The organism is Paracoccus aminovorans (assembly GCF_900005615.1).
Taxonomy (GTDB): domain Bacteria; phylum Pseudomonadota; class Alphaproteobacteria; order Rhodobacterales; family Rhodobacteraceae; genus Paracoccus; species Paracoccus aminovorans.
Genome location: NZ_LN832562.1, coordinates 397,632 through 423,154, shown reverse-complemented (window position 1 = coordinate 423,154; position 25,523 = coordinate 397,632). Strand labels below are relative to the sequence as shown.

The 25,523-nt window shown below is 68.1% G+C and carries 26 protein-coding genes; 16 read left to right on the top strand and 10 right to left on the bottom strand.

Annotated features, from left to right (window positions below):
* The first annotated feature begins 5 nt into the window (after positions 1 to 5).
* The 9 genes from JCM7685_RS18025 (at position 6) to JCM7685_RS17985 (ending at position 9,906) form a co-directional block, all read left to right on the top strand.
* On the top strand, positions 6 to 986 hold the full coding sequence (locus tag JCM7685_RS18025; RefSeq protein WP_170848925.1) for a FecR family protein: 981 nt from the start codon (positions 6 to 8) through the stop codon (positions 984 to 986).
* A gap of 119 nt (positions 987 to 1,105) precedes the next feature.
* Positions 1,106 to 3,565 carry a TonB-dependent receptor gene (locus JCM7685_RS18020; protein ID WP_211657842.1) on the top strand — a complete coding sequence of 820 codons (2,460 nt, stop codon included), beginning with the start codon at positions 1,106 to 1,108 and terminating at the stop codon, positions 3,563 to 3,565.
* A 1-nt stretch (position 3,566) separates the two neighbouring features.
* Positions 3,567 to 3,866 carry a DUF3649 domain-containing protein gene (locus JCM7685_RS18015; RefSeq protein ID WP_074967908.1) on the top strand — a complete coding sequence of 100 codons (300 nt, stop codon included), beginning with the start codon at positions 3,567 to 3,569 and terminating at the stop codon, positions 3,864 to 3,866.
* Entirely contained in the window at positions 3,863 to 5,434 is a 1,572-nt protein-coding gene (locus JCM7685_RS18010; protein ID WP_074967906.1) for a PepSY-associated TM helix domain-containing protein, read from the top strand. Before JCM7685_RS18015 ends, JCM7685_RS18010 begins: the two co-directional genes overlap by 4 nt.
* Positions 5,431 to 5,718 carry a DUF3325 domain-containing protein gene (locus tag JCM7685_RS18005; RefSeq protein WP_074967905.1) on the top strand — a complete coding sequence of 96 codons (288 nt, stop codon included), beginning with the start codon at positions 5,431 to 5,433 and terminating at the stop codon, positions 5,716 to 5,718. The genes JCM7685_RS18010 and JCM7685_RS18005 overlap by 4 nt, the downstream gene beginning before the upstream one ends.
* A gap of 38 nt (positions 5,719 to 5,756) precedes the next feature.
* On the top strand, positions 5,757 to 6,905 hold the full coding sequence (locus JCM7685_RS18000) for a YncE family protein (protein ID WP_074967904.1): 1,149 nt from the start codon (positions 5,757 to 5,759) through the stop codon (positions 6,903 to 6,905).
* Positions 6,906 to 7,103: 198 nt separating this feature from the next.
* Complete coding sequence (locus JCM7685_RS17995) at positions 7,104 to 8,117, top strand: ABC transporter substrate-binding protein (protein ID WP_074967969.1); 1,014 nt, start codon at positions 7,104 to 7,106, stop codon at positions 8,115 to 8,117.
* A complete protein-coding gene (locus JCM7685_RS17990) occupies positions 8,114 to 9,154 on the top strand; it encodes a FecCD family ABC transporter permease (RefSeq protein WP_074967902.1) in 1,041 nt (346 codons plus the stop codon). Before JCM7685_RS17995 ends, JCM7685_RS17990 begins: the two co-directional genes overlap by 4 nt.
* Positions 9,151 to 9,906 (top strand): ABC transporter ATP-binding protein, encoded by a 756-nt coding sequence (locus tag JCM7685_RS17985; RefSeq protein ID WP_074967901.1) that lies wholly within the window; start codon positions 9,151 to 9,153, stop codon positions 9,904 to 9,906. Before JCM7685_RS17990 ends, JCM7685_RS17985 begins: the two co-directional genes overlap by 4 nt.
* Before the next feature lie 738 nt (positions 9,907 to 10,644).
* Here JCM7685_RS17985 and JCM7685_RS17980 read toward each other — a convergent pair.
* Together JCM7685_RS17980 and JCM7685_RS17975 are read right to left on the bottom strand one after the other, a co-directional pair.
* Positions 10,645 to 11,337, bottom strand: coding sequence for a CPBP family glutamic-type intramembrane protease (locus JCM7685_RS17980; RefSeq protein WP_074967899.1), 693 nt, complete (start codon positions 11,335 to 11,337; stop codon positions 10,645 to 10,647).
* Between the two features lie 143 nt (positions 11,338 to 11,480).
* Complete coding sequence (locus JCM7685_RS17975; RefSeq protein WP_074967897.1) at positions 11,481 to 11,876, bottom strand: cupin domain-containing protein; 396 nt, start codon at positions 11,874 to 11,876, stop codon at positions 11,481 to 11,483.
* Positions 11,877 to 11,957: 81 nt separating this feature from the next.
* Between JCM7685_RS17975 and JCM7685_RS17970 the strand changes: the two genes are divergently transcribed.
* The gene (locus JCM7685_RS17970) at positions 11,958 to 12,641 is read left to right on the top strand and encodes a TetR/AcrR family transcriptional regulator (protein WP_145981086.1); all 684 of its coding nucleotides are present in this window, start codon (positions 11,958 to 11,960) and stop codon (positions 12,639 to 12,641) included.
* Here JCM7685_RS17970 and JCM7685_RS17965 read toward each other — a convergent pair.
* From JCM7685_RS17965 to JCM7685_RS17945, 6 genes are all read right to left on the bottom strand, one after another.
* Positions 12,611 to 12,832 carry a DUF3325 domain-containing protein gene (locus JCM7685_RS17965; protein WP_074967893.1) on the bottom strand — a complete coding sequence of 74 codons (222 nt, stop codon included), beginning with the start codon at positions 12,830 to 12,832 and terminating at the stop codon, positions 12,611 to 12,613. The genes JCM7685_RS17970 and JCM7685_RS17965 overlap by 31 nt on opposite strands.
* Positions 12,829 to 14,409, bottom strand: a complete 1,581-nt coding sequence (locus tag JCM7685_RS17960) for a PepSY-associated TM helix domain-containing protein (protein ID WP_074967891.1) — start codon at positions 14,407 to 14,409, stop codon at positions 12,829 to 12,831. Before JCM7685_RS17960 ends, JCM7685_RS17965 begins: the two co-directional genes overlap by 4 nt.
* Positions 14,406 to 14,690: a DUF3649 domain-containing protein gene (locus JCM7685_RS17955; protein WP_074967889.1), complete on the bottom strand. Its 285-nt coding sequence runs from the start codon at positions 14,688 to 14,690 to the stop codon at positions 14,406 to 14,408. Before JCM7685_RS17955 ends, JCM7685_RS17960 begins: the two co-directional genes overlap by 4 nt.
* Positions 14,691 to 14,751: 61 nt before the next feature.
* The gene (locus tag JCM7685_RS20445) at positions 14,752 to 15,174 is read right to left on the bottom strand and encodes a YncE family protein (RefSeq protein ID WP_231964737.1); all 423 of its coding nucleotides are present in this window, start codon (positions 15,172 to 15,174) and stop codon (positions 14,752 to 14,754) included.
* 11 nt (positions 15,175 to 15,185) lie between these two features.
* Positions 15,186 to 16,106, bottom strand: a complete 921-nt coding sequence (locus JCM7685_RS20440; protein ID WP_231964736.1) for a YncE family protein — start codon at positions 16,104 to 16,106, stop codon at positions 15,186 to 15,188.
* A gap of 66 nt (positions 16,107 to 16,172) precedes the next feature.
* On the bottom strand, positions 16,173 to 17,966 hold the full coding sequence (locus tag JCM7685_RS17945) for a TonB-dependent receptor domain-containing protein (RefSeq protein WP_231964735.1): 1,794 nt from the start codon (positions 17,964 to 17,966) through the stop codon (positions 16,173 to 16,175).
* A 60-nt stretch (positions 17,967 to 18,026) separates the two neighbouring features.
* Between JCM7685_RS17945 and JCM7685_RS20595 the strand changes: the two genes are divergently transcribed.
* Both JCM7685_RS20595 and JCM7685_RS20590 read left to right on the top strand, forming a co-directional pair.
* Positions 18,027 to 18,641, top strand: a complete 615-nt coding sequence (locus JCM7685_RS20595) for a TonB-dependent receptor domain-containing protein (protein ID WP_074967887.1) — start codon at positions 18,027 to 18,029, stop codon at positions 18,639 to 18,641.
* Positions 18,620 to 19,102 carry a TonB-dependent receptor domain-containing protein gene (locus JCM7685_RS20590; protein ID WP_074967885.1) on the top strand — a complete coding sequence of 161 codons (483 nt, stop codon included), beginning with the start codon at positions 18,620 to 18,622 and terminating at the stop codon, positions 19,100 to 19,102. The genes JCM7685_RS20595 and JCM7685_RS20590 overlap by 22 nt, the downstream gene beginning before the upstream one ends.
* 347 nt (positions 19,103 to 19,449) lie before the next feature.
* On the opposite strand, the gene JCM7685_RS17930 is transcribed toward JCM7685_RS20590, so the two are convergent.
* Complete coding sequence (locus JCM7685_RS17930; protein WP_074967883.1) at positions 19,450 to 20,121, bottom strand: spermidine synthase; 672 nt, start codon at positions 20,119 to 20,121, stop codon at positions 19,450 to 19,452.
* 733 nt (positions 20,122 to 20,854) lie between these two features.
* Between JCM7685_RS17930 and glnH the strand changes: the two genes are divergently transcribed.
* The 4 genes from glnH (at position 20,855) to JCM7685_RS17905 (ending at position 24,053) form a co-directional block, all read left to right on the top strand.
* A complete protein-coding gene (gene glnH, locus JCM7685_RS17920) occupies positions 20,855 to 21,595 on the top strand; it encodes a glutamine ABC transporter substrate-binding protein GlnH (protein WP_074967967.1) in 741 nt (246 codons plus the stop codon).
* Positions 21,596 to 21,665: 70 nt separating this feature from the next.
* Positions 21,666 to 22,322, top strand: coding sequence for a glutamine ABC transporter permease GlnP (gene glnP, locus JCM7685_RS17915; RefSeq protein ID WP_074967879.1), 657 nt, complete (start codon positions 21,666 to 21,668; stop codon positions 22,320 to 22,322).
* Positions 22,319 to 23,044: a glutamine ABC transporter ATP-binding protein GlnQ gene (glnQ, locus tag JCM7685_RS17910; protein ID WP_074967877.1), complete on the top strand. Its 726-nt coding sequence runs from the start codon at positions 22,319 to 22,321 to the stop codon at positions 23,042 to 23,044. Before glnP ends, glnQ begins: the two co-directional genes overlap by 4 nt.
* Positions 23,037 to 24,053 (top strand): C45 family autoproteolytic acyltransferase/hydolase, encoded by a 1,017-nt coding sequence (locus JCM7685_RS17905; RefSeq protein ID WP_074967875.1) that lies wholly within the window; start codon positions 23,037 to 23,039, stop codon positions 24,051 to 24,053. Before glnQ ends, JCM7685_RS17905 begins: the two co-directional genes overlap by 8 nt.
* A gap of 534 nt (positions 24,054 to 24,587) precedes the next feature.
* Here JCM7685_RS17905 and JCM7685_RS17900 read toward each other — a convergent pair.
* Positions 24,588 to 25,523 carry a TniQ family protein gene (locus JCM7685_RS17900; RefSeq protein ID WP_074967873.1) on the bottom strand — a complete coding sequence of 312 codons (936 nt, stop codon included), beginning with the start codon at positions 25,521 to 25,523 and terminating at the stop codon, positions 24,588 to 24,590.

Below are 25,523 nucleotides of genomic sequence, written 5' to 3'. Positions count from 1 at the left end.
CCCCCATGGCCCCGCGAACGGAAGCGCGTCTCGAAGAGGCCGTGGACTGGTTCCTGCGCCTGAACGATCCCTCCGCCGACGACGCGCTGCAAGAGGCGTTCCGGGAATGGCTGGAGCAGGACCCTGAAAACCCGCGGGCATGGGAAAACGCCCGCCGGGCATGGCGCACGCTCGGCCAGGCCGCTCCGGTGCTCGAGGCGGCCTGGCCCGTTGCGGCCGCTGCGCCCGCGGCCGGGTCGGCACCCCCGCCGCCCGTCCCGAGGCGCCGGCGGGCGATGCCGGCCTTGCTGGCCGCCTTCGCCGTCGCGGCCCTCGTCTTTCTGACCGGGCCGCATGTCATGCTGTGGCTGCGGGCCGACTACCTGACGCGGACGGCCGAGACCCGCACGATTGAGCTGGAGGACGGTTCGGTCGTCAGCCTGGCTGCGCAAACCGCCGTCGACATCGACATGAGCGGGCAGAAACGCCGCGTGCGCCTGCTGGCGGGCGAGGCCTTCTTCGAGGTCGCGCCCGACCCGAGCCGCCCCTTCGTCGTCACCGCGGGCGATGTCCGGGCCAAGGTGCTGGGCACCGCCTTCAACGTCCGCATGTCGTCCGAGGCGACGCGGATCGATCTTGTCCACGGCTCGCTGCGGGTGGCGGCGGGGCGGAAGACCACGCTGTCGCCGGGGGACAGCGTGACGGTGTCGCACGACACCGGCCGCATGCGGCGCGGCCATCTGCCGCCCGACGAGATCGCAAGCTGGCGCGACGGCCGGATCTTCGTCGAGGACGCGCCCATCGCCGCGGTGGTCGAGCAGATCCAGCGCTATCACCGCGGCTGGATCCGGCTGAGCGGCGACACGCTGGGCCGGCAAAGGGTCACCGGCCTTTACGACCTGCGCGACCCCGACAGCGCGCTTCGGGCCTTGGTCCAGCCCTATGGCGGACAGGTGCGGCAGGTCTCGCCCTGGCTGGTGATCCTGTCCGGCGGGCCCGCCAGCTAGCCGCGCGGTGGACCGGCGCCGCGAAAAATTTCGTAGCGCGGTGAAAAATTGCCTCGGGCTGATCGTCCCTATGTCAGCAACCGCGTGCCGAACGCACGCCGCATACCAGGGACAGAGCCATGAAACCTTGCAGGGAAAACGACTTACCGCAAAGAGGCCGGCGCGGGACGCTGGCCGCGCGCCTGTTGCTGACCGGCGCGCTTGGCGCCGCGGCGGCCGGCATGCCGGCGATGATCCCGCCCGCGGCGGCGCAGGTCGGGTCCGCGCGGAGTTTCGACATTCCCGCGCAGCCCCTGGCCTCGGCGCTGAACGCCTTTGGCCGGCAGTCGGGATTGCAGGTGTCGATGGCGGCGACGGTGGCGCGCGGCATGTCCTCGCGGCCCGTGCAGGGGACGCTGACCGCCGACCAGGCCCTGGGCAGGATGCTGGCGGGGACCGGCATCCCCTTCCGGATCACCGCCGAGGGCACGGCGCTGGTCGGAACCGCAGCCTCGGCCGCTGCGGGCGGCGCGGCGGCCGATGGCGCGGTGGTGCTCGATACCGTCACGCTGACCGCCGCAGGCGCGGGCGGCCTGCCCGCGGCCTATGCCGGCGGGCAGGTGGCCACCGGCAGCCAACTGGGCATGCTGGGCGACAAGGACGTCATGGACACGCCCTTCAGCACCGTCGCCTATACCGAGAAATACGTCGCGGACCGGCAGGCGCAGAGCATTTCCCAGGTCATTGCCGCCACCGATCCCGCGGTCTTCACCAGCGGTTCGACCGGGATGCTGACCGACAGCTATGCCATCCGCGGCTTCGGCGTGGCGATCGCCGATGCCTCGGTCGGCGGGCTTTACGGCGTCACCCCCTATTGGCGCGCCTCGCCGGAAATGTTCGAGCGGGTCGAGGTGCTGAAGGGCCCCTCGGCATTGCTGAACGGGATGCCCCCCGGCGGTTCGGTCGGCGGCAGCGTCAACTTCGTTCCCAAGCGCGCGCCGGACGCGCCGCTGAACCGGGTGACCTTGACCTATATGAACGATGCCCAGTTCGGCACCCATGTCGACATGGCGCGCCGCTTTGGCGACGACAAGGAATTCGGCCTGCGCTTCAACGGCGTCTATCGCGGCGGCGAGGGCGCGGTGAACGATCAGGACAAGGGCACCCGCTTGCTGGCCCTGGGCGCCGACTGGCAGGGCGAGCGCGTCCGCCTGAGCGCCGACCTGTATTACAGCAAGGACCTGGTGGACGGGGCGAACCGCGGGATCAGCCTTGCCCCCGGCATCGACGTGCCCGGCCCGCCCAGCCCCGAGACGCTGCTCAGCCCGACCTGGACCTTCAGCAGGACGAAGGATTCAGCCGCCATCGTCCGGGGCGAGCTGGACGTCACCGACGACGTGACCGCTTATGCCGCCTACGGGATCAGCAGGACGGATTTCGACGCGCTGGCGGCCTCGACCTACCAGGTCTTCAACGAGGCGGGCGATTTCAGAAACAACGTCTCGCATCAGCGGTTCATCGACCACAAGCAATCCGCCGATGTCGGGGTCAGGGGACGGTTCGACACCGGCGAAATCCGCCACGAATGGGCCGTCAACGCGACCCATTACCGGATGGAGGAAAAATTCGGCTTTCTGCGCAACATGATGCCCGAGGACTGGATCACCAACATCTATCACCCGGTCTGGGGGCCGGCCGTGGATCGCGGCTTCAGCGACGCGCCCTTGAATAAGACCAGCGCCGTGAGGATGACCGGCATCGGCATCGCCGACACGCTGTCCTTCGCCGAGGACCGGGCGCAGCTGACCGTCGGACTGCGGCGCCAGTCGGTGGTCAGCGACACGTTCGACCCGGTCACCGGCGCCCGGACCGCCCGCTATGACGCCAGCGCCACCACCCCGGCCGTGGCGCTGAACTATCGCCTGAGCGACCGCATCTCGGTCTATGGCAATTATATCGAGGGCCTCAGCCAGGGCGCGACCGCGCCCGCCACCGCCGAGAATGCCGGCGAGGTGTTCCCGCCCTACAAGACCCGGCAAAAGGAGATCGGGCTGAAATGGGACATGGGCAACCTGACCCAGACCATCAGCCTCTACGACATCCGCAAGCCGGGCAGCTATACCGATCCGGTCAGCAATGTCTTTTCCTTCGGCGGCGAGCAGCGCAACCGGGGTGCGGAATGGAGCTTCTTCGGCGAACTGCGTCCCACGCTGCGGCTGATGGGCGGCGTCGGCTATGTCGAGCCCAAGCTGACCAAGACGGCGGGCGGCGTCAACGAGGGCAAGCTGGCCACCGGCGTGCCGAAGCTGCAGGCCAAGATCGGCGCGGAATGGGACGTCGCCGCGGTCGAAGGCCTGACGCTGCTGGGGAACGCGACCTATATCTCGAAGCAATACATCGATGCCGAGAACACCCAGTCGGTCCCCGGACGCACCGTCTTCGACCTGGGCGCGCGCTATGTCACCGAAGTGGCGGACCATCCGCTGACGGTGAAGGCCAGCCTGACCAACGTGACCAACAAGGCCTATTGGGCGACGACGCTCTACAGCGGGCTGGGGGCGCCCCGGACCTTCCTGCTGTCGGCCTCGATGGAGTTCTGAGATGGCGGACCTGTCCGTCCGGGCCGTCCTGGCCCGTGGCCCGCTGGCGTCGCGCATCGTCGCGGCGCTGTTCGGGGGCTATGCCCTGGCCGCGCTGGTTTCGGTCGCGGCGCTGGCATTGCCGATGCCGGGCCCGGACGCGGTCTTTACCGGGATGCTGCTGAGCTTTCTCATCTACGCCGGGGCGGTGGTCTGGGTCTTTGCCGTGCGCTCGGCCCGGCGCGCATGGGCGGGGCTGGCGGTCGCCGCCCTGCCGCTGCTGGCGGCCGGCGCCTGGGTCCGGTGGGGGGCGGGGGCATGAGCGCGAAGCCGCGCGGCATCCGCCAGACCATGTCGGACCTGCATATCTGGACCGGGCTTCTGGTCGGCTGGATCCTCTATGCCATGTTCCTGACCGGCACCGTCAGCTATTTCCGCGAAGAGATCTCAGCCTGGATGCGGCCCGAACTGCCCGCCGTCTCGGCCCGCACCGCCGCGCCCGAGGTCGCGCAGCGGATGGCCGAGGCGCTGGAGACCGACTACGCCCCGACGGCCACGCTGTGGAGCATGCACCTGCCGACGGCGCGCAACCCGGCGGTTTCCGCCTTCTGGCGCGACGGCGACGGCTTCGGAAACGGCATCTTCGACCCCGCGACCGGCGGCACGCTGACGGCCCGCGCGACCGAGGGCGGGGATTTCTTCTATGCCTTCCATTTCAACCTGCATTACATGCCGGCGATCTGGGGGCGCTGGATCGCGGGTCTCTGCGCCATGTTCATGCTGGTGGCCATCGTCAGCGGCGTCATCACCCACAAGAAGATCTTCAGCGATTTCTTCACCTTCCGCTGGGGCAAGGGTCAGCGGTCCTGGCTGGACGGCCATGCGGCGCTGTCGGTGCTGGGCCTGCCGTTCCATTTCATGGTGACCTACAGCGGGCTGATCACGCTGATGGTGCTCTACATGCCCTGGGGGTTGCAGAGCCTGTCTTCGCAGGCCGAGCGTGCGGCGGTCACCAACGAGATGCGCTTCTTCCTGCCCGCGCCGCCCCCCAGCGGCACGGCCGCGCCCCTGACCGCCATCGCGCCGCTGGTCCGACAGGCCGAGGCGCGCTGGGGCGAGGGCAGGGTGGGCACCGTCCAGATCAACAATCCCGGCGATGCGACGGCACAGGTCGCCATCGCCCAGGCGCAGGAGCGGCGTATCTCGACCACGCCGCGCTACCTGGTCTTCGACGGCGTCAGCGGGGCACTGGTCACCGCCAAGGAGCGCTCCGGCCCCGCAGCCGAGACCCAGGGCGTGTTCTACGGCCTGCACATGGGCCGCTTCGCCGATCTGGCGACGCGCTGGCTCTATTTCCTGGTCAGCCTGGCGGGGACGGCGATGGTCGGTTCGGGTCTGGCGCTGTGGGTGGTCAAGCGGCGGGCCAAGCTGCCCGATCCCCGGCGGCCCTATTTCGGCTTCCGGCTGGTCGAGCGCCTGAACATCGCCACCATCGCCGGGCTGCCGCTGGCCATGGCGGGGATGCTCTGGGCCAATCGCCTGCTGCCCCTGCACCTGCCCGGACGCGCGGCATGGGAGGTCCACCTGGTCTTCATCCTCTGGGGCCTGATGCTGGTCCATGCGGTGCTGCGCCCGCCGAAACGGGCCTGGATCGAGCAGTTCGCGGCCACCGCCGCCGCGCTGGCGCTGCTGCCGCTGCTGAACATGCTGACCACGGCGCGGGGCCTGCCGGCCAGCCTGGCCTCGGGCGATCACCTGTTCGCGGGCTTCGACCTGACGCTGCTGGTCTTTGCCCTGACCAGCGCCGAGATCGCCCGCCGCATCGCCCGCCACCAGCCGCGACAGCCGAAGAAGCGGCGCGCCGCCCCAGCCATCCGCGAGGCCGCATGACCCATGGTCTTGTCCTGACGATTCTGCTGGCCGGCTTCGCCTGCCTCGCCCTGTCGATGGACCGCCATCAGCGGGACGAATTCGGTCGGCCACTGCCCGCAGGGCCGACCCGCGCGCTGCGCTGGTTCGGCTGGCTGCTGATCCCGCTGGCGCTGCCTGTGGCGATCCATGGCCTGGGGACGGGCTTCGGCCTGGTCGCCTGGACCGGCCATCTGAGCCTGGCGTCGGCGCTGGTCTTCGCCGCGCTGCTCTGCCGCAACCGCCGGCGCGCGGCGCGGCGCTGACCGCCTCCTTCCCTTCACCGCATCCAAAGGATAGATCCATGCGTCACTCTTCTCTCCGGCTGGGCACCGCGATCCTCGCCGCCCTTCTGACCACCTCGGCAATCCATGCCGAACAGGCCGCCCCCGGCGCCGCCCCCGCCGCCGCGGTCCAGGCGGACAAGCGCATCCTGCGTGCCGAACTGGCCCCGGCGCTTTACGAACTGGTCTATTCGCCCAGCCAGAACGCGGTTTTCGTCGCCTCGGCCGGCGGGTTCGGCCCGGACGCCCCGGCGTCGAAGATCCTGCGGCTGGACCCCGAGACGCTGGCCGTGCAGGCGGAAATCCCGCTGGAGGGCAAGGGGTTCGGCCTTGGGCTGGATGACGAGGCCGGCCGGCTTTACGCGGGCGACACCACCGACGCCGCCGTGCATGTCATCGACATCGCGGCCAATCGCGTGATCGGCAAGGTCCGGCTGGCCGAGAAGGTCAAGGACGAGGAAGGCAACGAGCGCCCGCCGCACAACATCCGCGAACTGGTGCTGGACCCCGCCCATCACCGCCTCTATGCCCCTGGCCTCGCCTTCAAGGACAGCGCGCTCTATGTGGTCGACACCCAGGCGCTGAAGCCCGAGAAGGTGGTGCCGGGCCTTGGCTTCGTCGCCACCGGCGTCGCCCATGACGCGGCCGCGGAACGGCTTTACGTCACCAACCAGCAGGGCGAGCTTTACACGCTCGACACCGGGACGCTGGAGGTCCTGGGCAAGGCCGAGACCTCGGGCGACCAGCTTCTGAACCTGGCGCTGGACGCCGCCGGGGACCGCATCTTCGCGACCGATCAGGGCCTGACGAAGATGGACGAGATCCGCCGCGAAAGCCTTCCCGACTATGCCCCGCGCGGCAAGGGCGGCCAGGTGCTGGTCCTGAACCCCGCCGACGGCACCACCCTCCGCGCGCTGCCCACCGGCGAAGGTCCGATCGCGCCGCTTTTCGATGCCGCGCGCAAGTGTCTCTACGTGACCGGCCGCGGCGACGGCAGCGTCAGCGTCTTCGACACCGACAGCTACGCATTGGTGGAAAAGATCGACCTGCCGGCGCATCCGAACAGCCTGGCGCTGGATGCCAAGAGCGGCGCCCTGTTCGTCACCATCAAGAACGGCGAGGATGCGGCGCAAGGCAGCGCGGAAAGCGTCGTCCGCATCGGGCTTTGACGGCCCCGGCTTGCCGCCTGGCCTTCCCCTTCGCGCGAAGGGGAAGGCCGATGCCCCTTGCTGCCTGGGCGGGCGCGGACCCCGGGCAGGGCGGCGGGCGGCTCCGCCTGCCGGATATTTCCGACAGAAACGCTATTGCGTCAGCCGGCGCGCGCCGATAGCTGCTTGGAGAACCGCATCATCCAGGGGCTCCGTGTCATGATTCCGCTGCTTCGTCCTTCCATCGCTGCCGCCGTGGCCCTTTTCGCCGCAGGCGCCGCCGTCGCCGAGCCGACGCAATATCCGCTGGTGCTGGAAAACTGCGGCAGCGAGGTCACCTTTGCCAAGGCGCCGACCCGTGCGGTCGCGCTGGGGCAGAACAGCGCCGAGATCCTGCTACTCCTGGGCCTTGAGGATCGCGTCGCCGCCTCGGCCTTCTGGCCGACCAAGGTGCTGCCGGAGCTCGCGGCGGCCAATGAAAAGGTCAAGCTGCTGACCGTCGAGCAGCCGACGCTGGAGGCGATCCTGGCAGAAGAGCCCGATTTCGTCGCCGCGCAGCTGCCGCTGCTGATGGGGCCGGACAGCAAGGTCTCGAAGCGCGAGGATTTCGCCGCGCTGGACATCCCGGCCTATCTGTCGCCGGGCGTCTGCGCGACGAAGCAGGACACCAAGGACATCTACGGCAGCCGGGCCGCGCTGTGGAACATGGACCTGCTCTATCAGGAGATCGACGAGCTTTCGCGCATCTTCGACGTGCAGGATCGCGGCCAGGCGCTGATCGCCGATTTCAAGAAGCGCGAGGCCGATCTGCGCGCCAGGTTCAAGCCGAACCCGGAGCTGAGCTTCCTGTTCTGGTTCTCCAGCCCCTCGGCGGCGGACGACGCCTATCTGGGCGGCAAGAACAGCGCCTCGGGCTTCATCGCCGATGTCCTGGGCGGGCACAACGCCATCGACGCCGAGGCGGAATGGCCGACCGTCGGCTGGGAGGGGATCATCGGCGCCGACCCGACCGTGATCGTCGCCGCCGCGCTGGACCGCAACCGCTGGGATCTGGACAAGGCCGAAACCAAGATCGCATTCCTGAAATCCGATCCCGCCGCCAGCCAGATGGAGGCCGTGCAAAACGGCCGCATCGTGGTCATGGACGGCGCGGCGATGAACCCGACGATCCGCACCATCTATGGCGCCGAGGAAGTCGCCCGCCAGCTTGAAGGCCTCGGGCTGGACAAGTGACGCGCGAGCGCGGGTTTTCGGGACTGGACGCCAGGTTCCTGCTGCTGGTGCCGGTCTGCCTGGTGGTGCTGGCCCTGGCCATCGCGGCGGCGGTCGGGATCGGCGAGATGCCGATTCCCATCGGCACCGTCGCGCGTTCGGTCACGAACCACATGGGCTGGACCACGGCCGAGATCAGCCGCATCCAGGACAGCGTGATCTGGGACCTGCGGCTCAGCCGGGCGCTGGTCGCGGCGCTCTGCGGGGCGGGGCTCGCGATCTGCGGCGCGATCCTGCAATCGCTGCTGCGCAATACCCTGGCCGAGCCCTATGTGCTGGGCGTCTCGGCCGGGGCCTCGACCGGGGCAGTGGCGATCATCATCCTGGGTGTCGGCGCCGGTGCCGTCTCGCTGTCGGCGGGGGCCTTTGCCGGGGCGCTGGCGGCCTTCGCCTTCGTCGCGGTCCTGTCCGGCGGCGGGCGCGGCGGGGCGGACCGGACCATCCTGTCGGGGGTGGCGGCGGCGCAGCTTTTCAACGCGCTGACCGCCTATATCGTCACCACCTCGGGCAATGCCCAGCAGGCTCGGGACGTGATGTTCTGGCTGCTGGGCAGTTTCGGCGGCGTGCGCTGGCCCGAATTCCAGCTGCTGGTCGTGGTCATCCTGATCGGCCTGGCGGTCTGCATCTGGTATGCGCGGGCGCTGGATGCCTTTACCTTCGGCGACGATGCCGCGGCGTCGCTGGGTATCGCGGTCGAGCGCGTGCGCCTGGTCCTGTTCGCCGTGACCGCCCTGATCACCGCCACCATCGTCAGCATGGTCGGCTCGATCGGTTTCGTCGGCCTGGTGGTGCCGCATGCGGTGCGCTTTCTGGTCGGGCCGGGCCATATGCGGCTGCTGCCCAGCTGCGCGCTGGTCGGCGCCGTGTTCATGGTGCTGGCCGATATCGTCTCGCGCAGCGTGATGGTGCAGCAGACCCTGCCCATCGGCATCGTCACCGCGCTGGTCGGCGTGCCCTGCTTTTCGCTGATCCTTTACCGGCAGAGGCGGGCGCTATGAGCATTCTGGCCGAAAACCTGGTCTGGCGCATCGGCCAGAAGACGGTGGTGGACGACGTCTCGCTGGCGGTCGAGCCGGGCATGGTCCTGGGCCTGCTCGGCCCGAACGGATCGGGAAAATCCTCGCTGCTGCGGCTGCTGGCGGGGCTGCGCCGCCCGGTCTCGGGGCGGGTCATGCTGGACGGGCGCGACATCGCACGGACCCCGCGCCGCGACCTGGCCCGCCGCGTGGCGCTGGTCCAGCAACATGCCTCGACCGAGATCAACGTCTCGGTCGAAGAGGTGGTCCGCCTGGGGCGCACGCCGCATCGCTCGGCGCTGTCGGGCTGGACCAGGGCCGACCAGCAGGCGGTCGATATGGCGCTGGATCAGGTGGGCATGACCGGGTTCCGGCGCGAAAGCTGGCACGGCCTCTCGGGCGGCGAGCGTCAGCGCGTCCATATCGCCCGCGCCCTGGCGCAAGAGCCGCGCGAACTGTTCCTGGATGAACCGACCAACCACCTGGACATCCAGCACCAGCTGGAGTTGCTGCGGCTGATCCCCAAGCTGGGCCTGACCAGCATCGTGGCGCTGCATGATCTCAATCACGCCGCGATGTTCTGCGACAGGCTTCTGGTGCTGGACCGGGGCAGGGTGATCCGCCACGGCACCCCGGCCGAAGTCCTGACCCCCGACCTGCTGCGCGACGTGTTCCGGGTCGAATGCGATTTCCTGCAGCAGGAGCAGGGGTTCCATATCCTTTTCCGCCGCTGACTTGGGTGCCGAGATAGGCGGATATGCGCGCGCGCATGTCGCTTCGCGCTGTTCGCGCAGCGAAACGGCGACTTAGGGCTGGGGAGACGCCATCCGCCAAGGCCTTGGCCGACAACTTCCTTTGCGGCGTTCCCGGGACAGAGGCTGAGCCGTCTTTTCCGCGACACACCAGCCTCACACGTGGCCCTGATCTGCGGCTTGTGCCGGCGACTCCTCGGCTGGGCCGGTTCCGGCGATTTCCAGGCTTTCGATCAGCGCCGGCAGGTCTGCGACGGTATCGATGATGGCATCCGCACCGGCCGCCTTCGGACTTGCCGAAGTGCGCCCGCGCAGGGACCGGTTCGAGGCAATGTCCTGGTTTCCTGGCTGGTTGTAGTCCGGTGACCGAACGGGTTCTTTCTAGAGAAAAGCCGACGACGCTGCGGGCACTTGTTTTTGCGTCGACCCGCCATTGGGAAGCGGGGACATTTGGCGGTTTGCTTCCCCGATTCCTCGCACTCGTGGGAACGGCATCCGCACTGCTGCGAGCGGTGGTTGTTGCTTCGGGCAAACCGGTTCCGAGCGAAGCGAACCAATGCCTTCGGCATCTTTCCAGGGCTTCGCTCCCGGGCAAACGGCAAGGGTCCACGCCGTCATGCCAACGCCCGGACAAGGACGGCAGATCGTCCAGCCAACTGGGAGGCAGGCATCGCCCGGGTGGAAGCGGGGCGTGTCGCAGCATGCCGACAGATGCGGAGCTCAAGTGATCAGCGGCCACAGGCTGCCGGCGAACATGGCCGCCGCATTCATCAGCCAATGCGCGACGGCCAGCGGCAGCAGCCTGCGCAACCGGAGCCAGACCAGGATCATGAACAGCGCATTCGGCAGCGACCCCAGCAACCGATGCAGCATATGGGGCGGGTCCCAGATCAACGGCATGACGACGTGCTGGAACGCCCACCAATAGGCGACCACGGCCACGGCCAGGGCGGTGCTGCCGGAAAGCGCCCGGATGCGCGGCAGCGCATAGCCGTTATAGGTCATCTGCTCGGTAAAACCCCAGATCAGCGGCCAGACCAGCACGGCATAAAGCGCGGGCACCAGCGGCAAGGGCGCGCCGAGTTGCGGCAGCCCGATCTTACCATAGACCAGCAGGCTGCTCAGGGCGACGCCGCCCAGCACGCAGGCCAGCGACAGAGGCACCAGGCCCAGCCCCAGGATCACGTCGCGCGCCAGGCGGCTGCGGTCGAGGTTCAGCAGGTCGACAAGCCGGATACCCTCGCGCCGCGTGAACCGCCACAGCAGGAGCAGGCAGCCCGCGTCGATCAGGGTGCCGTAGACCGGCAGCCACAGCCCGGCATCGCGCCAGGGCGAGGCCGATCCCCGCGCCGCAAAAACCAGCACGACGATGCCCTGCGCGGCCACCGCAAGGACCGAGCGCGCGACCAGCATAACCGCCGGACCACGGGTCGGCGGGGCGGCCCCGCACCGTTGTTGTCCGGCGGCGGCCGGGCCGTTGCGGGATCCTGCGTCGAAACGGTTTTGGGCCATGATGTCTCCCCGTCGTTACGGGCTCCGGCGGGCCTGAACCCGGTTCATGCGCCGCTGTCCTTGCGGCGCTGCGTGCCGCTTCGATGGGTAAGCGCCATCAGGACGGCAGGCTCCAGGAGCCGCAGCCGATGCCAAAGCTCGGAGGGCACGACCTGGCCGGTCCGCGGCGTCAGCTCGACCGTGCGGATACCGCCGGCATCCTCGATATCCAGTTCCAGCCGGCCCGAGCAGGCGATCAGCAGCTCATCGCCGCCCGGGTGCATCTCCCAATATTCCGGGTGAAGGTCCTCGGGGCGTTCTGCCGAGAATACCGCCAGAGTCCTGCCCTCGGCCGGGCGGTCCCCGGCCTTGGAGGCCACGGAAACCGGGCGGATGCGCGGCCCGTCATCGAGGTGCAGGTGAAAGCGGTTCAGGTCGAGCGCGGAATCCGTGTCGGTCATCGGATTTCTCCTTCTTTTCCGGCCGCGGGCGCGGGTTTCCCCTGCCTGACGCGGCCCTGCTTGCGTTGATGCCCTTAATATGTGACGAATCCATCATGTTTTGTATTCGCTTTCCCTGCGCCTGATCCGAAGCTGGTCCAGATGGATGTGAATCCACGCAAAATCCCGCGCCAAAGCCGGGCGCAAGCCACGGTTCGGGCAATCGTCGAGGCGACCGCTCAGGTTTTGACGCAGGGCGGGTTCGAGGCAATGACCACCGCCCGGGTGGCGGAACGGGCGGGCGTCAGCGTCGGTTCGCTTTACCAGTATTATCCGAACAAGCAGGCGCTGGCGGCGGCGGTGGTCGACCATTACGGCGAGGTCTTTGCCGCGCGCTTCGCCGAGGCGGTCGCGGCAGGACCGGACGAAACGCTGGCCGAAGCGGTCGATGCCCTGGTCGCGACCGCCTTTGAAAATCACCCGCACGATCCTCGGCTCCACAGGGTCCTGATCGAGATTGCGCCCCGCGTCGGTCGCGCCGATCACAGGAAGACGCTCAGCGCCAGGATCGCGATGCTGATCGAGCAGAAATTGCGGCGCCATGCCGGCGACCTGGCCGCCGATCTCGATCCCGCAGAGGCGGCCGCGATGCTGGAAGCCGTGCTGGAGACCGCCGCGCATCGGGCGCTGGAACAGCATCCCGCGGGCTTGGCGGCCGAGCGGCTTGCCGCTCAGTGCCGGCGGCTGATCATGGCCTATCTGACATGCGCGGCGGACCGGCCTTGAGGCTGTCGGATGCCCGCCGCAGGGCGCGCAGGCCATGGAAGGCCCAGGAACGCGCTTCCCGTCAGGCGCCAGCCCCATCGGCTGCGGCGGCTGATCGGGCGGCGCAGCACCTGCTGGTGATGGTGCGGCATGGCCAGCGCCAGGCTGGCAAAGCCCAGCAGCGCCAGGCCCAGCGACATCCAGCCCGTCATCCCTCCGCCCCGGTCTTGGCGAGGCGTATGGCGCCGGATCCCGCCTTTCGGCACGGGTCCGAACGCAACTGCAGGGCGGCAATGGCGCAGAGCAAGCCGCAAAACAGGGCGGTCAGCTCGACCGAAGCCAGCACCCAATCGCCTTGCCAGATCGCTTGCGGCAGCGATACCGGCCCGGTTGCCGCACCCAGCAGCGGCAGGCCCAGCAGCAGGGCGGCGGTCAGGCCAAGCTGCGCGCCCCAGCTTTCCTGCGGGGGCCGCAGGAACCCCCAAAGCGTCGCCAGCAGCCAGATGGAAAAGAAGGCCGCGATCTCGGCCTGCGGGCGGTCGGGCAGCTGGGCCGGGATCAGCCGGTTCGCCCAGAGATAGCCGGCCGTCGCCAGCGCCAATCCGGCGATGCCGCCGACGTTCAACCGCTGCACCAGCCGCAGGCCGAAGGGGTAGCGGTCGGCGCGGGCATGTTTCGCGGCACGTTTCGACACCCACAGCAGCAGCCCGCTGCCGGTCATCACCGTCCCCGCCAGCCCGGCGACGAAGAACAGCCAGCGCAGCCCGGTATCGGCGAAGCGCGCCCGATGCAGGGACCCCAGCGCATTGCCGAAGCGGGTGACCGCCGAGGCCGCGGGGCGGCCGGTCGCCTCGATCAGCCGGCCGTCGCGGCCGTCGAAACGCATGCGCTCGACCCCGTTCGAGCCCGAGCCGCCATGCACCGTCACCACGCTGTTGCGCTGCGGGACCAGCACGATCTCGGGCGTGCCGAGGTCGCGCTTCTCGATCAGGATGCGGCCGACGAGCATGGACCAGGCGGCCTCGGGCCGGGCGATCAGCGGCGCGATCGAGGCCAGCGGCGGCGGCGCGGGCGGGAAGGCGACCGACGCCTCGGCCGCCGGGCGGGGCGCGCGTGGGCCAAGCCCCTGCGCGACCAGCGGCATCAGCGTGGCCGCGAACAGCACCAGCCCGGAGAAGGTGATCATGACGTGATAGGGCAGCGCCAGCACCCCGGTCATGTTGTGCATGTCCAGCCAGGACCGCTGGCCCTTGCGCGGGCGGAAGGTGAAGAACTCCTTGAAGATCTTCTTATGCGTGATCACGCCCGAGATGATGGCCACGAACATCGCCATGGTCGCGATGCCGACGATCCAGCGCGCGACCGTGCGGTGCAGGCCGTAAAGCTCGAAGTGGAAGCGATAGAGGAAATTGCCGCCGGCGGTCTCGCGCGGGTGCAGCAGCGCGCCGGTGGCGGCATCGATATGCGCGACGTTGGCCACGGCCCGGCCGCCGGCCTGGCCGGCGCCGGGATCGGTCCATGACAATGCCAGCACCGGGCTGCGTTCGTCGGGCAGGGTGACGGCCCAGCTTGCGGCTTGCGGCGCGATTTCCGCCAGCTGCGCCAGCGCCTGCCCGGCGGGGTCGGGACCCGCGCCCGAGCCGTGCAGCTCGGGCCGCATCCAATAGGTCAGTTCGCTGCGGAAATAGGCGACGGTGCCGGTCAGGAAAATCGCGAACAGCAGCCAGCCCAGCAGGAGCCCGGTCCAGGTGTGCAGCCAAGCCATGGATTGGCGGAAACCCTTTTTCATGCGCCGCCCCTCGGCAGGACGACCAGCCCGCAGAGCAGCGCGACGCCTAGGATGCCCGCCCAGGCCTGCCAGGCGCTGCGGCAGGCAAAGGCCCAGATCGCGGCCAGCGCGAACAGCACGAAGCCCAGCATCATCCCGGCCTCCAGCGCGTCGCGCGGCGCCAGGGGCGCCAGCCGGGCAAAGGCCAGGACGAACAGATTGGCGGCCAGATAGCCGCCGCCGATGGCGGCAAGGCTGCGCGAGGCGGTGGCAAGACGGGGATTGCGGGCAAGGGCTGGCATGGCTTCGGTCCGGGAACGGGTGAACGGTTCGGGCGGGACCGGCGGTCCCGCCCGGTCGGGCTCAGCCCTTGGGGGCGATGCGGCGCAGCATGTTGCCCTTGGCGTCATCCTTGCCGCGGGCCTTGTTCACCGCGAAAGCCGTGCCGTCGGGCGCCAGGCTCAGGTGGTTCGGGAACGAGCCGCCATCCAGATTGGCCAGCACCTCGCCGCTGGCCGCATCGAGCACCGTGATCGTGTCCGAGACCCGGTTCGAGACGTAAAGCCGCCCGCTGGTCGCATCGAAGCGGACGTTCAGCGTGCCGGCGCCGACCGGCGTGTCGAACAGGACCTTGCCCTCGGCATCCAGCCCGATCACATCGTCGCTGCCCTGCGAGGCGACGAAGACATGCCCGGTCGCCGGATCGACATCGACCCCCGACGCCGTCACCGCGCCCGGCACCGCAAGCACCGTCGCCTGCCGCGAGGCAAGGTCGATCCGCGCCAATTCAGGCGTGCTCAGCGAGACGGTGTATAGCTGGCCGGCCTTTTCATCCAGCGCCAGCTCATGGCCATGAACCGGCCGCCGCGAACATCCGATGCCAGGGCGAAGCCCTCCAGCTTTTCCAGCGTCCTGGCGTCGAATTCCTCGATCCGGGCGCGGTGGGTGCTGACATAGACCCGGCCGCGCGCGGCGTCGATCACCAGGTCGCGGGGCTTTTCGACGCTGCCCGCGTCGAACTGCTTGACCCGCGACAGGTCGTCCTGGGCATAGACGGCGACGCTGTTGCCGCGCGTGTTGCTGACCCAGACATGGCCGTTCGCATCATCGACGGCCACGCCGAAGGCGCCGAAATCGGCGGCGGGCGAGACCTCGGCCAGGACCTTCAGCGTCGCGGCGTCGAGCTTGGTGATGCTCGACGTACCCTCGGGCGGCCGGCCCGAGGCGGCGGCGACGAAAAGCGTGCCGTTCTTGGCGCTATGCGCGACCTGATAGACGCCCTCTGGCAGCTTCGCCTCGGTCACGTCGAAGCCCTCGGCGCCCGACAGCGGCAGCACGGGCGAGACCTTCAGCTCGGCCACGGTGGCGGAATCCGGCTTGTCCGTCTGAACAACCACCGGATGCAGCCCGACGGCGGCATCCTGGGGCAGGGTCAGTTCCAGCGCGAATGCGCCCTTGTCGTCGGCTTTCAGCCCTTCGGAAAGCAGCGCATCGCCGCGCCGCAGGACCACGGCTTGGCCGGGCTGGAAGCCCTCGCCGGTGATCTCGACCGGGCCGCCGGCCAGGATGGCGCCGCGTTGCGGGCCCGAGAAACTGACCTTGCCGGCAAAGGCCGCCGGCGTGTCGAAGGCGTTTTCCGCCATGGCCGCCGCGGCGGTCGAGGCAAACAGCATCGCCGCCAGCGCGAGGCGGGGCGAAACACGGGTAAGAACGGCCATTCAAGGCTCCTGTCGTTCGAGAAAAACGGCCGGCCGCCATGGTGGCGACCGGCGCAAGGGGGAGGATCAGAAGGTGCTGGTCAGACCCATGTAGAAGCGGCGGCCGTCGTTGTAGCCGGTGTTGCCGAAGGTCTGGTCGTCGATGTTGTAGACGGCAAGGCTGCCCATCACGTTCGGGGTGAAGTCATAGTCCAGCCCCAGGTCGACGATGGCGTGTTCGCGGATGAAGTTGTTGCCGCTGTCGGTGGTGCTCCTGCGGTATTGCACGTTCGTCCACAGCGACAGGGTGTCGGTCGCCTGCCAGTCCAGCGCCAGGTTCGCGACGTGAAGCGGGCTGTTGTTGAAGGCCGCGCCCTTGTCCTCGCCTTTGGTGATCTTGCTGTCGGCATAGGTGTAGTTGAAGGACACGTCCACGTCGCGCCAGGCGAAGTCCACGGTGGCCTCGATGCCGTTCAGCTCGGCCGCGTCGCGGTTCACATATTGGTTGATCCACTTGATCGGATCGCCGGGGCCGTTCATGCCGCAGTCCGTGGGCAAGCCCGGCTCGGGCGTGTCATGGGCGCAGATCGTCTCGGTGGTGATCTTGTTCTTGAAGCGGGTGTGATAGGCGGTCAGCCCCAGTTGCACGCCGCTCTGCGTCTCCCAGATCGCGCCGATCTCGTAGTTGGTGCTTTCCTCGGGCTTCAGGTTCGTGTTGCCCTGGTCGCGCGCGCGGCCGTCGCCGCCCGAGGGCTCGAAGATATTGCTGTCGGCCTGTTTCAGCGTCGGCGTCTTGTAGCCGCCGCTGACCCCGCCCTTGAGCGTCAGCGCCGGATTGGCGTGCCACACCGCATAGGCGCGCGGGGTGATCTGCGAGCCGTAGCGTTCGTTGTCGTCATAGCGCAGGCCGAAGGTCAGGGTCAGGTCGTCGGTCAGGTGGAAGCTGTCCTCGCCGAACAGCGCCCAGTTCCAGCGCGACATCTTGGGGTTCACGCTGACGCGCTCGGGGCTGTGGCGCGTGGTCTCGTCGCGATAGTCGATGCCCACGGTCAGGTCGTGCCGGCCCAGGCTGAGGCTGGTCTTGCTGTTGAGGTTCAGCAGCTTGTAGCCCGATACGTTCGAGCCGTTCTCGAAATCCACGTCCTCATGGGTCAGGAAGCTGTCGGTGCGGTAGTCGTTGCCCCAGGTGATGTCGTGCGACAGGCCGTAGTTCATCCGCTTGACGCGGATGCCGCCCGGTTCGCCCCCGACGGGGGTGCTGGTGGTCTGCTGGCTGCTGTAGGCGGTGTCGAACTTCAGGGTCTGGATCTCGTCGATGGCCCAGGTCAGGCGCGCCCCCAGGGCCTTGCGTTCGATGTCCTGGGACTGCACCGTGTCGCCGCCGCGGCCCGAGACGATCATCTCGTCCTTCTGGCGGTCGTGGCGCGCGCCGAACAGCGACAGGCCCAGCCGGTCCTGCAGGATCGGGCCGCTGATGTAGAACCGCCCCTCGTTCGCGTCGCCCGCGTCGCTGTGTTTGTATTTGCTGTAGCCCAGCGTCATCGAGCCGGTCCAGGCATCCGCGACCGGCTTGGTGATGATGTTGATCACCCCGCCCGAGGCCGCGGTGCCGTAAAGCGAGGACATCGGCCCGCGGATGACCTCGATCCGCTCGATGGCCGAGGGCGGCGGCAGATAGGACATCGCCAGCCCCGAACCATAGCCGTTATAGGTCGCCTCTTGCGAGTTGCCGATCGGCCGGCCGTCCACCAGCGTCAGCACATAGCTTTCGCCCAGACCCCGGATCGAGATGGTTTCCGAACCCGAGCGCCCCAACGGCGCGCTGACGATGACGCCGGGCACGCCCCGCAGCACATCCGCGACCGTCGCGCTGCGCGGCACGCCCCGCCCGGACTTCAGCGAGGTGCGTAACCGCAGCGCCAGCCTGACGCATCGCCTGCGTTGGCCGAGACGGTCTCGTTCCTGCTGCGCGAGCGCACCGATTTCCGCATCGGCAACGACAGTGGGCACGAGGCGCTGACCTTTGGCACCCGCACCGCACTGCCCTTGGGCGCGCATGCTCTGACCTTCGGCTTCGAGCATCGCCGCGAGGACACGCGCCACGACCCCGACCGGCTGCCCGATTCCGCCAGCACCCGGCCCAGCCGTTGGCACCAGGCGCTTTACGCCGAGGGGCAGTTCGCGCTTTCGCCCGAGTTGACCCTGACGCTGGGGCTGCGCCGCGACCGCGACCAGCGCTATGGCGCGACGCTGACGCCCCGGCTCTATGCCGTCTGGCATGCGACCCCGGCCCTGACGCTGCGCGGCGGCGTCGGGGCCGGCTATCGCGTGCCGGCGCTGAAACAGGCCGACGACGATGTGTGGGAGCCTTCGGGCGGCGACGGCATGTCGCGCGACCGCGGCAACAGTGCGCTGCGCCCCGAACGCAGCACGAACTACGAGCTGGGCCTGGCCTGGCAGACCGACAGCGGGCCGAGCCTTGCCGCCACGCTGTTCCACAGCCGCTTCCGCGATCACATCACCCGGCGCGACCTGTGCCGCACGCCCTTGGGCTAGGCGCCCGCCTGCGCATTGAACGGCGGCGTTTACGAGGCGGTGACGCAATATGTCAACGCCTACGCCGCCCGGTTGCGCGGGGCCGAGATCACGCTCGATGGCCGCTTGGCGACGCCGACCTTGCCATCACCTACACCTGGTCGGATTCGCTGATCACCCGCGGCCGCGATGCCGGCAGGCCGTTCCACAACCTGCCGCGCCACGAGCTGGGCCTGGCGCTGGACTGGCGCGTCGGCGAGCCCCTGACGCTTTGGACGCGGGGGCGCTATCGCAGCCGGGCCGAGGCACTGGGACGCAGTGTCGAAACCCCCGCCCATGTCCTGTTCGATCTGGGCCTGGACTACCGGCTGAGCGACCGGGCCACCGTCAGCCTGGGCCTGTTCAACCTGGGCAACGTCTCGGCAGGGGAAAACGGTCCGCTGCCAAGACGGCTTTCGCTGATGCTGAATGCGGGGTTCTGAGCCGGGAACATCCGCGACCGAACGGCGAGGAAAACCACACGCCGATTCCAGCTTCGACAGGCGGCCGGTGCCGAGGGTTGCGAAGGGCCGGCCTTGGAACTTCGCGGCCTGCGCCGATCAGGGTTTGCGGCAAGGGCCGAAAGGACCGTTCGGGCAGGGAGGGCCTTGATCGTTCCCGCCGGTCCGCATGGTTCGCAATCCGGCCACCATATTGCGGCGCGAGCCGGGGCGCTCCCTCTGGCCCGCTTGACGCTGCGACACGCGCCAACCACGACCCAAATTGGGCCGTTCCCGCCGCGACCCGACGCGCGGGGCAGGCGGAGCAGGGCAGGGCGGGAACGATGGGGTTAGGACGGCAAGGCGCAGCTGTAGATGTGATGCATGGCATCGACGCGGCCGGGAACAAGCGGGATGTCCTCTCTGGTCCAGTTCCACGCCTGTCTTGCGAGCGTGCTTTCGAACCGGCTGGACGCGGTCGCCGACCAGAACGCCGCCAACCCGCCCAAGGCCAGCGCATCCGCCACCTCGGCGATGCCGCCATCCCGATACAGGTCCTCGTTTTCCGGGCGGACCACCAGATCGGGCCCGTTGTCCGTGTCCAGCAGGATGAGGTCGTAGCATCCCCTGGACAGGGCCAGATGCTCTTGCACATCGCCGATCACCAGCCGGCTGCGCGGATCGTCCAGCGGGCTTCCGGCCAGATGGGCAAGCGGGCCGCGGTTCCAGGCGACCACCTCGGGGATGATCTCGCAGACGGTGACCTCGGTGTCGGGCGCGGCAAGGTCCAGCAGCGCGCGCAGGCTGTATCCAAGCCCGAGCCCGCCGATCAGCACGCGCCGGGCACGGAAGTCCAGCCGTCGCATCGACCGCAAGGCCAGCTGGATTTCCGACTGGTGGTTGAGATTGGACATCAGCGCGATGCCGTTATAGCGGATCTCATAGATTTCGCCGCGTTGCCGCAGCACGATTTCATCGCCCGACGCGGTGCGCGCGCGAGCCAGGGTTTCCCACGATGTCATGTCATTTCCCGTAGACGTCAGGCCGCACCACGGCGGGCGCGGCAGAGAAGCGGATCAGCGGTATGCTTGGGGTTGCCGGATCGTCAGGAGCCGGACAACCCCAGGACATTGTTGGCCCTGAGTCCGATCAGAAGGGGAAAGATGGCCGAAGGATTGAACACGCCGCGCGGCTCCTGCCATGGGGTGCCGGGAAGGTCGCAAAGCCGGCCTGCGGCACTATGGCCCCGACCGGCGCGGCTTGCAAGCCGAGGTCCCGGATACCGGCGATGCTTGCGAATCCTGCCGGCCGCGGACCGATCCGCGCCGTGCCTGCCGACCAGACCGCGATTCGGCTGCCGAACGGTCCTGGCTGGCCAGAACGGCGGCGCGGGCGCGATGGGAAGCCGGGGTGGCGACGGCGCAAGCCCTCCGGGCCGGGGAACGGGCGCTGGGACGTGCGCGTGCCGCCCATGCTGCCGAAGGCCGGCCCGGCCAAGCGCAAGGATCGGCGGATGACCGCAGCCGGCGCCTGCTGAAACGCGCCCTCTGGAGCCGAGGCGAGGTCCGACCCTCCGAGCGATTCAGCCTTGCTGCGCCCTGTCCCGACATGAACACGGGCGTTCCGCCCCGGGGCCGTGCCGACGGCCCGAGTGTCGGCGTCGGCAAGTTCATTGCAATCCGAAAAAAGCTGTGCAAGCATTTTTGCATGATCGCCCCTTATGCCGATCTGGCTCTTGTCCGACAGGGAAACAACATGAAAAAACTCATAAAATTCGCCAGCACCGTCGCTCTGGCCCTCGGCATGACCACCGCCGTCCATGCCGCCGATCTGGTGGTGGCGACCGACACCGCCTTCGTCCCGTTCGAGTTCAAGGAGGGCGACAAATACGTCGGCTTCGACATCGACATGTGGGACGCCATCGCCAAGGACCTGGGGACCGGCTACGAACTGCGGCCGATGGATTTCGCGGGGATCATCCCGGCGCTGCAGACCGGGCAGGTCGATGTTGCGCTGGCGGGCATCACCATCACGGACGAGCGCAAGCAGGCCATCGACTTCTCGGACGGCTATTACGACAGCGGCAACCTGCTGATGGTGGCGACCGACAGCCCGATCAAGGGTCTCGACGAATTGGCCGGCAAGACCATCGCGGTCAAGACCGGCACCGCCGCCGCCGGCTGGGCCGAGCAGAACCTCAAGGACACCACGCTGCGCAAGTTCCCCAATATCGACAACGCCTATCTGGAACTGCGGGCGGGCAATGTCGACGGCGCGTTCCACGATACGCCGAATGTGCTTTACTACATCAAGACCGCCGGCAACGGCCAGGTCCGCTCGGCGGGCGACCAGGTCATGGCCCAGCAATACGGCATCGCCTTCCCCAAGGGCAGCGAACTGGTGCCGAAGGTCAACGAGATCCTTGCCAAGATGAAGGAAGACGGGCGCTACGACGCCATCTATGAAAAATGGTTCGGCACCAAGCCGGTGAAGTGACCGGCGCCCGATCCGTCGGGATGCGGGCGCGGTCCGCATCCCCCCTCGTCCCGCAGAACCGGAGGCCTCGGTGGAAATCGACTGGTCCGTAATCCCCTCATTCCTGCCGCAGCTGGTCGCGGGCGCGAAAGTGACGCTGATGATCGCTTTCTGGGGCCTGGTCATCGGCACCACCCTGGGTTTCCTGGTCGGGCTGATGCGCGCCTATGGCAACCGCTTCGTGAACGCGCTGGCGCTGATCTATGTCGAGCTGATCCGGGGCACGCCCATCGTCGTGCAGGTGATGTTCCTTTACTTCGCGCTGCCGATCCTGACCGGCATCCGCATCAACCCGATGGCCGCGGCGATCCTGTCCATCGGCGTCAACGCCGGCGCCTATATCGCCGAGATCGTGCGCGGCGCGCTGCTCTCGATCCCGAAGGGCCTCAGCGAGGCCGGGCTGGCCATGGGCCTGCCGCGCTGGAAGGTGCTGGTCCATATCGTCGGGCCGCTGGCCTTTCGCCGGCTGATCCCGCCGCTGGGCAACCAGTATATCGTCTCGCTCAAGGACACCTCGCTCTTCATCGTGATCGGTGTCGCCGAACTGACCCGGACCGGGCAGGAGATCATGGCCTCGAACTTTCGCGCGGTCGAGATCTGGACCGCCGTCGGCGTCTTCTACCTCATCATGACCGGCGTGCTGTCGCTGGTCCTTCGCATCATCGAAAAGCGCATGAGGATCCTGTGAGCATCATCGAATTCCGCAAGACCTCGAAGGCCTTCGGCGAGGTGACCGTGCTGGACAAGGTCGATCTGAACATCGACAGCGGCGAGGTGGTGGTGCTGATCGGCCCATCGGGGTCTGGCAAGTCCACGCTGCTGCGTTGCATCAACGGGCTGGAACAGATCACTGGCGGCGATCTGGTCGTCGACGGCATCTCGGTCAAGTCGGGCAACGCCAACCTGCGCCAGATCCGGCAAGAGGCCGGAATGGTGTTCCAGCAGTTCAACCTGTTCCCGCAGATGACGGCCCTGCAGAATGTCGCCTTCGGTCCGCGCAAGGTGCGCGGCCTGGGCCGGGCCGAGGCCGAGGCGCAGGCGCTGGACCTGTTGGACAAGGTAGGCCTCAAGGAGCGCGCAGGGCATGTCCCCTCCGAGCTTTCGGGCGGCCAGCAGCAGCGCGTCGCCATCGCCCGCGCGCTGGCCGTCAGGCCCAAGGTCATGCTCTTCGACGAGCCGACCTCGGCCCTGGACCCCGAGTTGAAGCAGGAGGTGCTGAACGTCATGCGCCAGCTTGCCCTGGAAGGCATGACCATGGTGGTCGTCACCCATGAGATGGGTTTCGCCAAGCAGGTCGGCACGCGGCTGATCTTCATGGAACACGGCAAGATTTCCGTCGACGGCGAGCCGCGGCAGATGATCGACAATCCGCCCTCGGACCGGCTGAAGGACTTTCTGCAACATGTCTGAACCGCATGAACTGGGCTGGCACCGGATGGGCGGCCCCCCGCGCGAGATCGGCCGGGCGCTGGGTCTGGCCGGACGCGAGGCGGTGCACCGCCATCTGCCGGGTTCGGAGTATTTCCGCGCCATGACCGGCCCCGCCCATGCGGCGGCGGTGGCCCGCATGGCCGAGGCGACCCGCGCGCGCTTTCCGGCGATCTGGGACGAGATCGAGGGGCTGGCCGAGGGGCTGGACATGCCGGTCGAGGCGGTCTTCGCCTGGAACTGCCGGGGCGACCTGCTGGCGCGGGTGCCGGACGGCTGCACCACGGTCATGGTGCCGGGCGAGGCGCCGGTGCTGGCCCATAACGAGGACGGCTTGCCGTTCTTTCGCGGCGCCTGCTTCATCGCCGAGGTGGCTGGCCTCGACGCGCCAGCGTTCCGTGCCTTCTGCTATCCGGGTTCGATCCCGGGTCACACCTTCGCCTTCAACGCGGCGGGGCTAGCGCAGACGGTGAACAATCTCCGCCTGACCGGCGTGGAACCCGATATTCCCCGCATGGTGCTGGGCCGGGCGGTGATCGGGTCGCACAGCCTCGATCAGGCGCTGGCGGTGCTGGAAGCGGGCGCCGGTTCCGGCGGCTTCCATTTCGCGCTGTCCAGCACCGCGGACCGCCGCATCCTGTCGGTGGAGTTCGGCGCAGGCGAGGTTTCGGCGGTCGAGGTCAAGACCCCTTCGGCCCATGCCAATCACGCCCTGCATCACCGCGGCGGCCTGTCGGCCCAGATCGTAACCGAGTCGTCGCATGATCGTCAGGTCCGGGCCAATGCGCTGCTGGCCGAGGGGCTGGATCCCCTGGCGATCCTGCGCGACGAGGGGGGTGCCGGGCTGCCGATCCGGCGCGACGCAGCGGACGATCCCGACGACGAAAACACCCTGGGGACGGCCATCCTGCGCCTGACGACCGAGGGCATCCGCTGGAGCATCCATGACCGGCCCACCGGGCCCGCCGCCTATTCCGGTACCGGCTTCTAGGCCGGCCCCGCCGGAAAGCGTGGGAACTGCGTGCCTTGGCCTGGCTATCGTGAGGACAGGTGCAGGTCTCACCGGTGCCGAAGACGCGGGCGGCGCTGGGGCATTTGCTGGAGCTTTCCGGCCATTCGGTGCTTCTGTCGATCACGACGCCCGCCGAGCAGTTGGAGGAGCCTGGCCGCCGCAGACGGCAGCGTAGTAAGCCGGATACATGGTCGCGGCCATGGCGCTGGCAGGGCCGAGCAGCGGAGGCAGGACGGTCTTGACAACCAATTGAAAGAGTTGAGTTTTCATAGCGCCTCACAAGGTTGTCGGACCACTGAAATAATGGCCAACTCGCGCCAGTCTATTACATGTAAGCCGTTGATTTTACTTTATCCGTGAATCGTGCGTTTCGGGATTTGACCATTTTCCACACAATTCTTGGCCATCGAAACTTGCCTCGTCTCCAACAAAAAAGGCCGCCCGAAGGCGGCCTGACTGGCAAATGGGTGAATTGACGAGGGGGGCTGAACCGAATCCTGCCCGGGATGCGGATCAGGATTCAGCAATGCTGGCGAGATGCTCTCCAAAGATTCTGCGGAGCGAATTGCTTGGGAGGGGATGCCGGAGTTCGTCGAGCAACGGGCCGAAGGCCCCCCATTTCTTGATACGGCATGGGGACCGCTTCGGGTCGAACCCGGCCTGAAGGATTTGCAATGCGCGGCGGATGCCTGCTTCCCCGTTGACGATATAGGCCCAGCCGCAGGCCGAAGCGGTATCCTGATCCCGGACGGAAAGGTCGCCGAAGGCGACATATGGCCCGAACTCCAGGGCGGAACCCAGAAACTCGGTGATCCTGATCACCTGTTCCAGCGGCAGGCTGTCCGGCCAGGCCGGGCCATGACGCCCAGCAAGCCGATTGGCGATATAGGTCTGGAGCGGGGATTCCGGAGAGGGCGCAGCGCGGCCCGCAAGATCCTGTAACATGGCGGCGGCTTTTGGCACGCTTCCGGCAAAGACGCCTTTCCCAACCATATGGTCAGGCCGATCCCGGCGGATCAGGGGTAGTCTGTGTTTCAGGCAGGACCGGATCGGCTTCAGCCGCCAGATCAGCCTCTCGCGCCGGTGGATAGAGATGTCATGGCCTGCCGCCATGGCGGCCGCATCGTCCTCGGCGAGGCAGGCCGGACAAAAGCGCAGATCCTGCTGTGAACACAGGCTGTCAATCAGAGCCTCCTCACCGAGCCTCCAGCTCCGGCAGGTGTTCTGCACCACGGTGTTGCGCAGCACCGGTCCCGGATCCTGCCCGGCAATCTCGCACAGCCTGACCACCTCATCCGGATCGCCGATGGAGAGAGCGAAGGGATCAAGGCCGAGATCACGCAGGAAGATCCCGATGGGGCCACGGATATGGAAGGCGGCCATGCGGGACGCCCAAGACCAATGGGTTTCGTCCGCCCGGAACGGCAGCAGGGGGAAGAGGCTGGCCAT

Bases quoted from the DNA above. Each gene is read 5' to 3' on its own strand.
- JCM7685_RS17975 (WP_074967897.1), bottom strand. From the start codon at position 11,876: ATGACCGACACGGATTCCGCGCTCGACCTGAACCGCTTTCACCTGCAC.
- JCM7685_RS17960 (WP_074967891.1), bottom strand. From the start codon at position 14,409: ATGAAAAAGGGTTTCCGCCAATCCATGGCTTGGCTGCACACCTGGACC.
- JCM7685_RS17995 (WP_074967969.1), top strand. From the start codon at position 7,104: ATGATTCCGCTGCTTCGTCCTTCCATCGCTGCCGCCGTGGCCCTTTTC.
- JCM7685_RS17985 (WP_074967901.1), top strand. From the start codon at position 9,151: ATGAGCATTCTGGCCGAAAACCTGGTCTGGCGCATCGGCCAGAAGACG.
- JCM7685_RS17905 (WP_074967875.1), top strand. From the start codon at position 23,037: ATGTCTGAACCGCATGAACTGGGCTGGCACCGGATGGGCGGCCCCCCG.
- JCM7685_RS18015 (WP_074967908.1), top strand. From the start codon at position 3,567: ATGGCGGACCTGTCCGTCCGGGCCGTCCTGGCCCGTGGCCCGCTGGCG.
- JCM7685_RS20440 (WP_231964736.1), bottom strand. From the start codon at position 16,106: ATGGCCGTTCTTACCCGTGTTTCGCCCCGCCTCGCGCTGGCGGCGATG.
- JCM7685_RS18010 (WP_074967906.1), top strand. From the start codon at position 3,863: ATGAGCGCGAAGCCGCGCGGCATCCGCCAGACCATGTCGGACCTGCAT.
- JCM7685_RS18000 (WP_074967904.1), top strand. From the start codon at position 5,757: ATGCGTCACTCTTCTCTCCGGCTGGGCACCGCGATCCTCGCCGCCCTT.
- JCM7685_RS18005 (WP_074967905.1), top strand. From the start codon at position 5,431: ATGACCCATGGTCTTGTCCTGACGATTCTGCTGGCCGGCTTCGCCTGC.
- JCM7685_RS18020 (WP_211657842.1), top strand. From the start codon at position 1,106: ATGAAACCTTGCAGGGAAAACGACTTACCGCAAAGAGGCCGGCGCGGG.
- JCM7685_RS17900 (WP_074967873.1), bottom strand. From the start codon at position 25,523: ATGGCCAGCCTCTTCCCCCTGCTGCCGTTCCGGGCGGACGAAACCCAT.
- JCM7685_RS17980 (WP_074967899.1), bottom strand. From the start codon at position 11,337: ATGCTGGTCGCGCGCTCGGTCCTTGCGGTGGCCGCGCAGGGCATCGTC.
- JCM7685_RS17965 (WP_074967893.1), bottom strand. From the start codon at position 12,832: ATGACGGGCTGGATGTCGCTGGGCCTGGCGCTGCTGGGCTTTGCCAGC.
- JCM7685_RS17955 (WP_074967889.1), bottom strand. From the start codon at position 14,690: ATGCCAGCCCTTGCCCGCAATCCCCGTCTTGCCACCGCCTCGCGCAGC.
- JCM7685_RS18025 (WP_170848925.1), top strand. From the start codon at position 6: ATGGCCCCGCGAACGGAAGCGCGTCTCGAAGAGGCCGTGGACTGGTTC.
- glnH (WP_074967967.1), top strand. From the start codon at position 20,855: ATGAAAAAACTCATAAAATTCGCCAGCACCGTCGCTCTGGCCCTCGGC.
- JCM7685_RS17930 (WP_074967883.1), bottom strand. From the start codon at position 20,121: ATGACATCGTGGGAAACCCTGGCTCGCGCGCGCACCGCGTCGGGCGAT.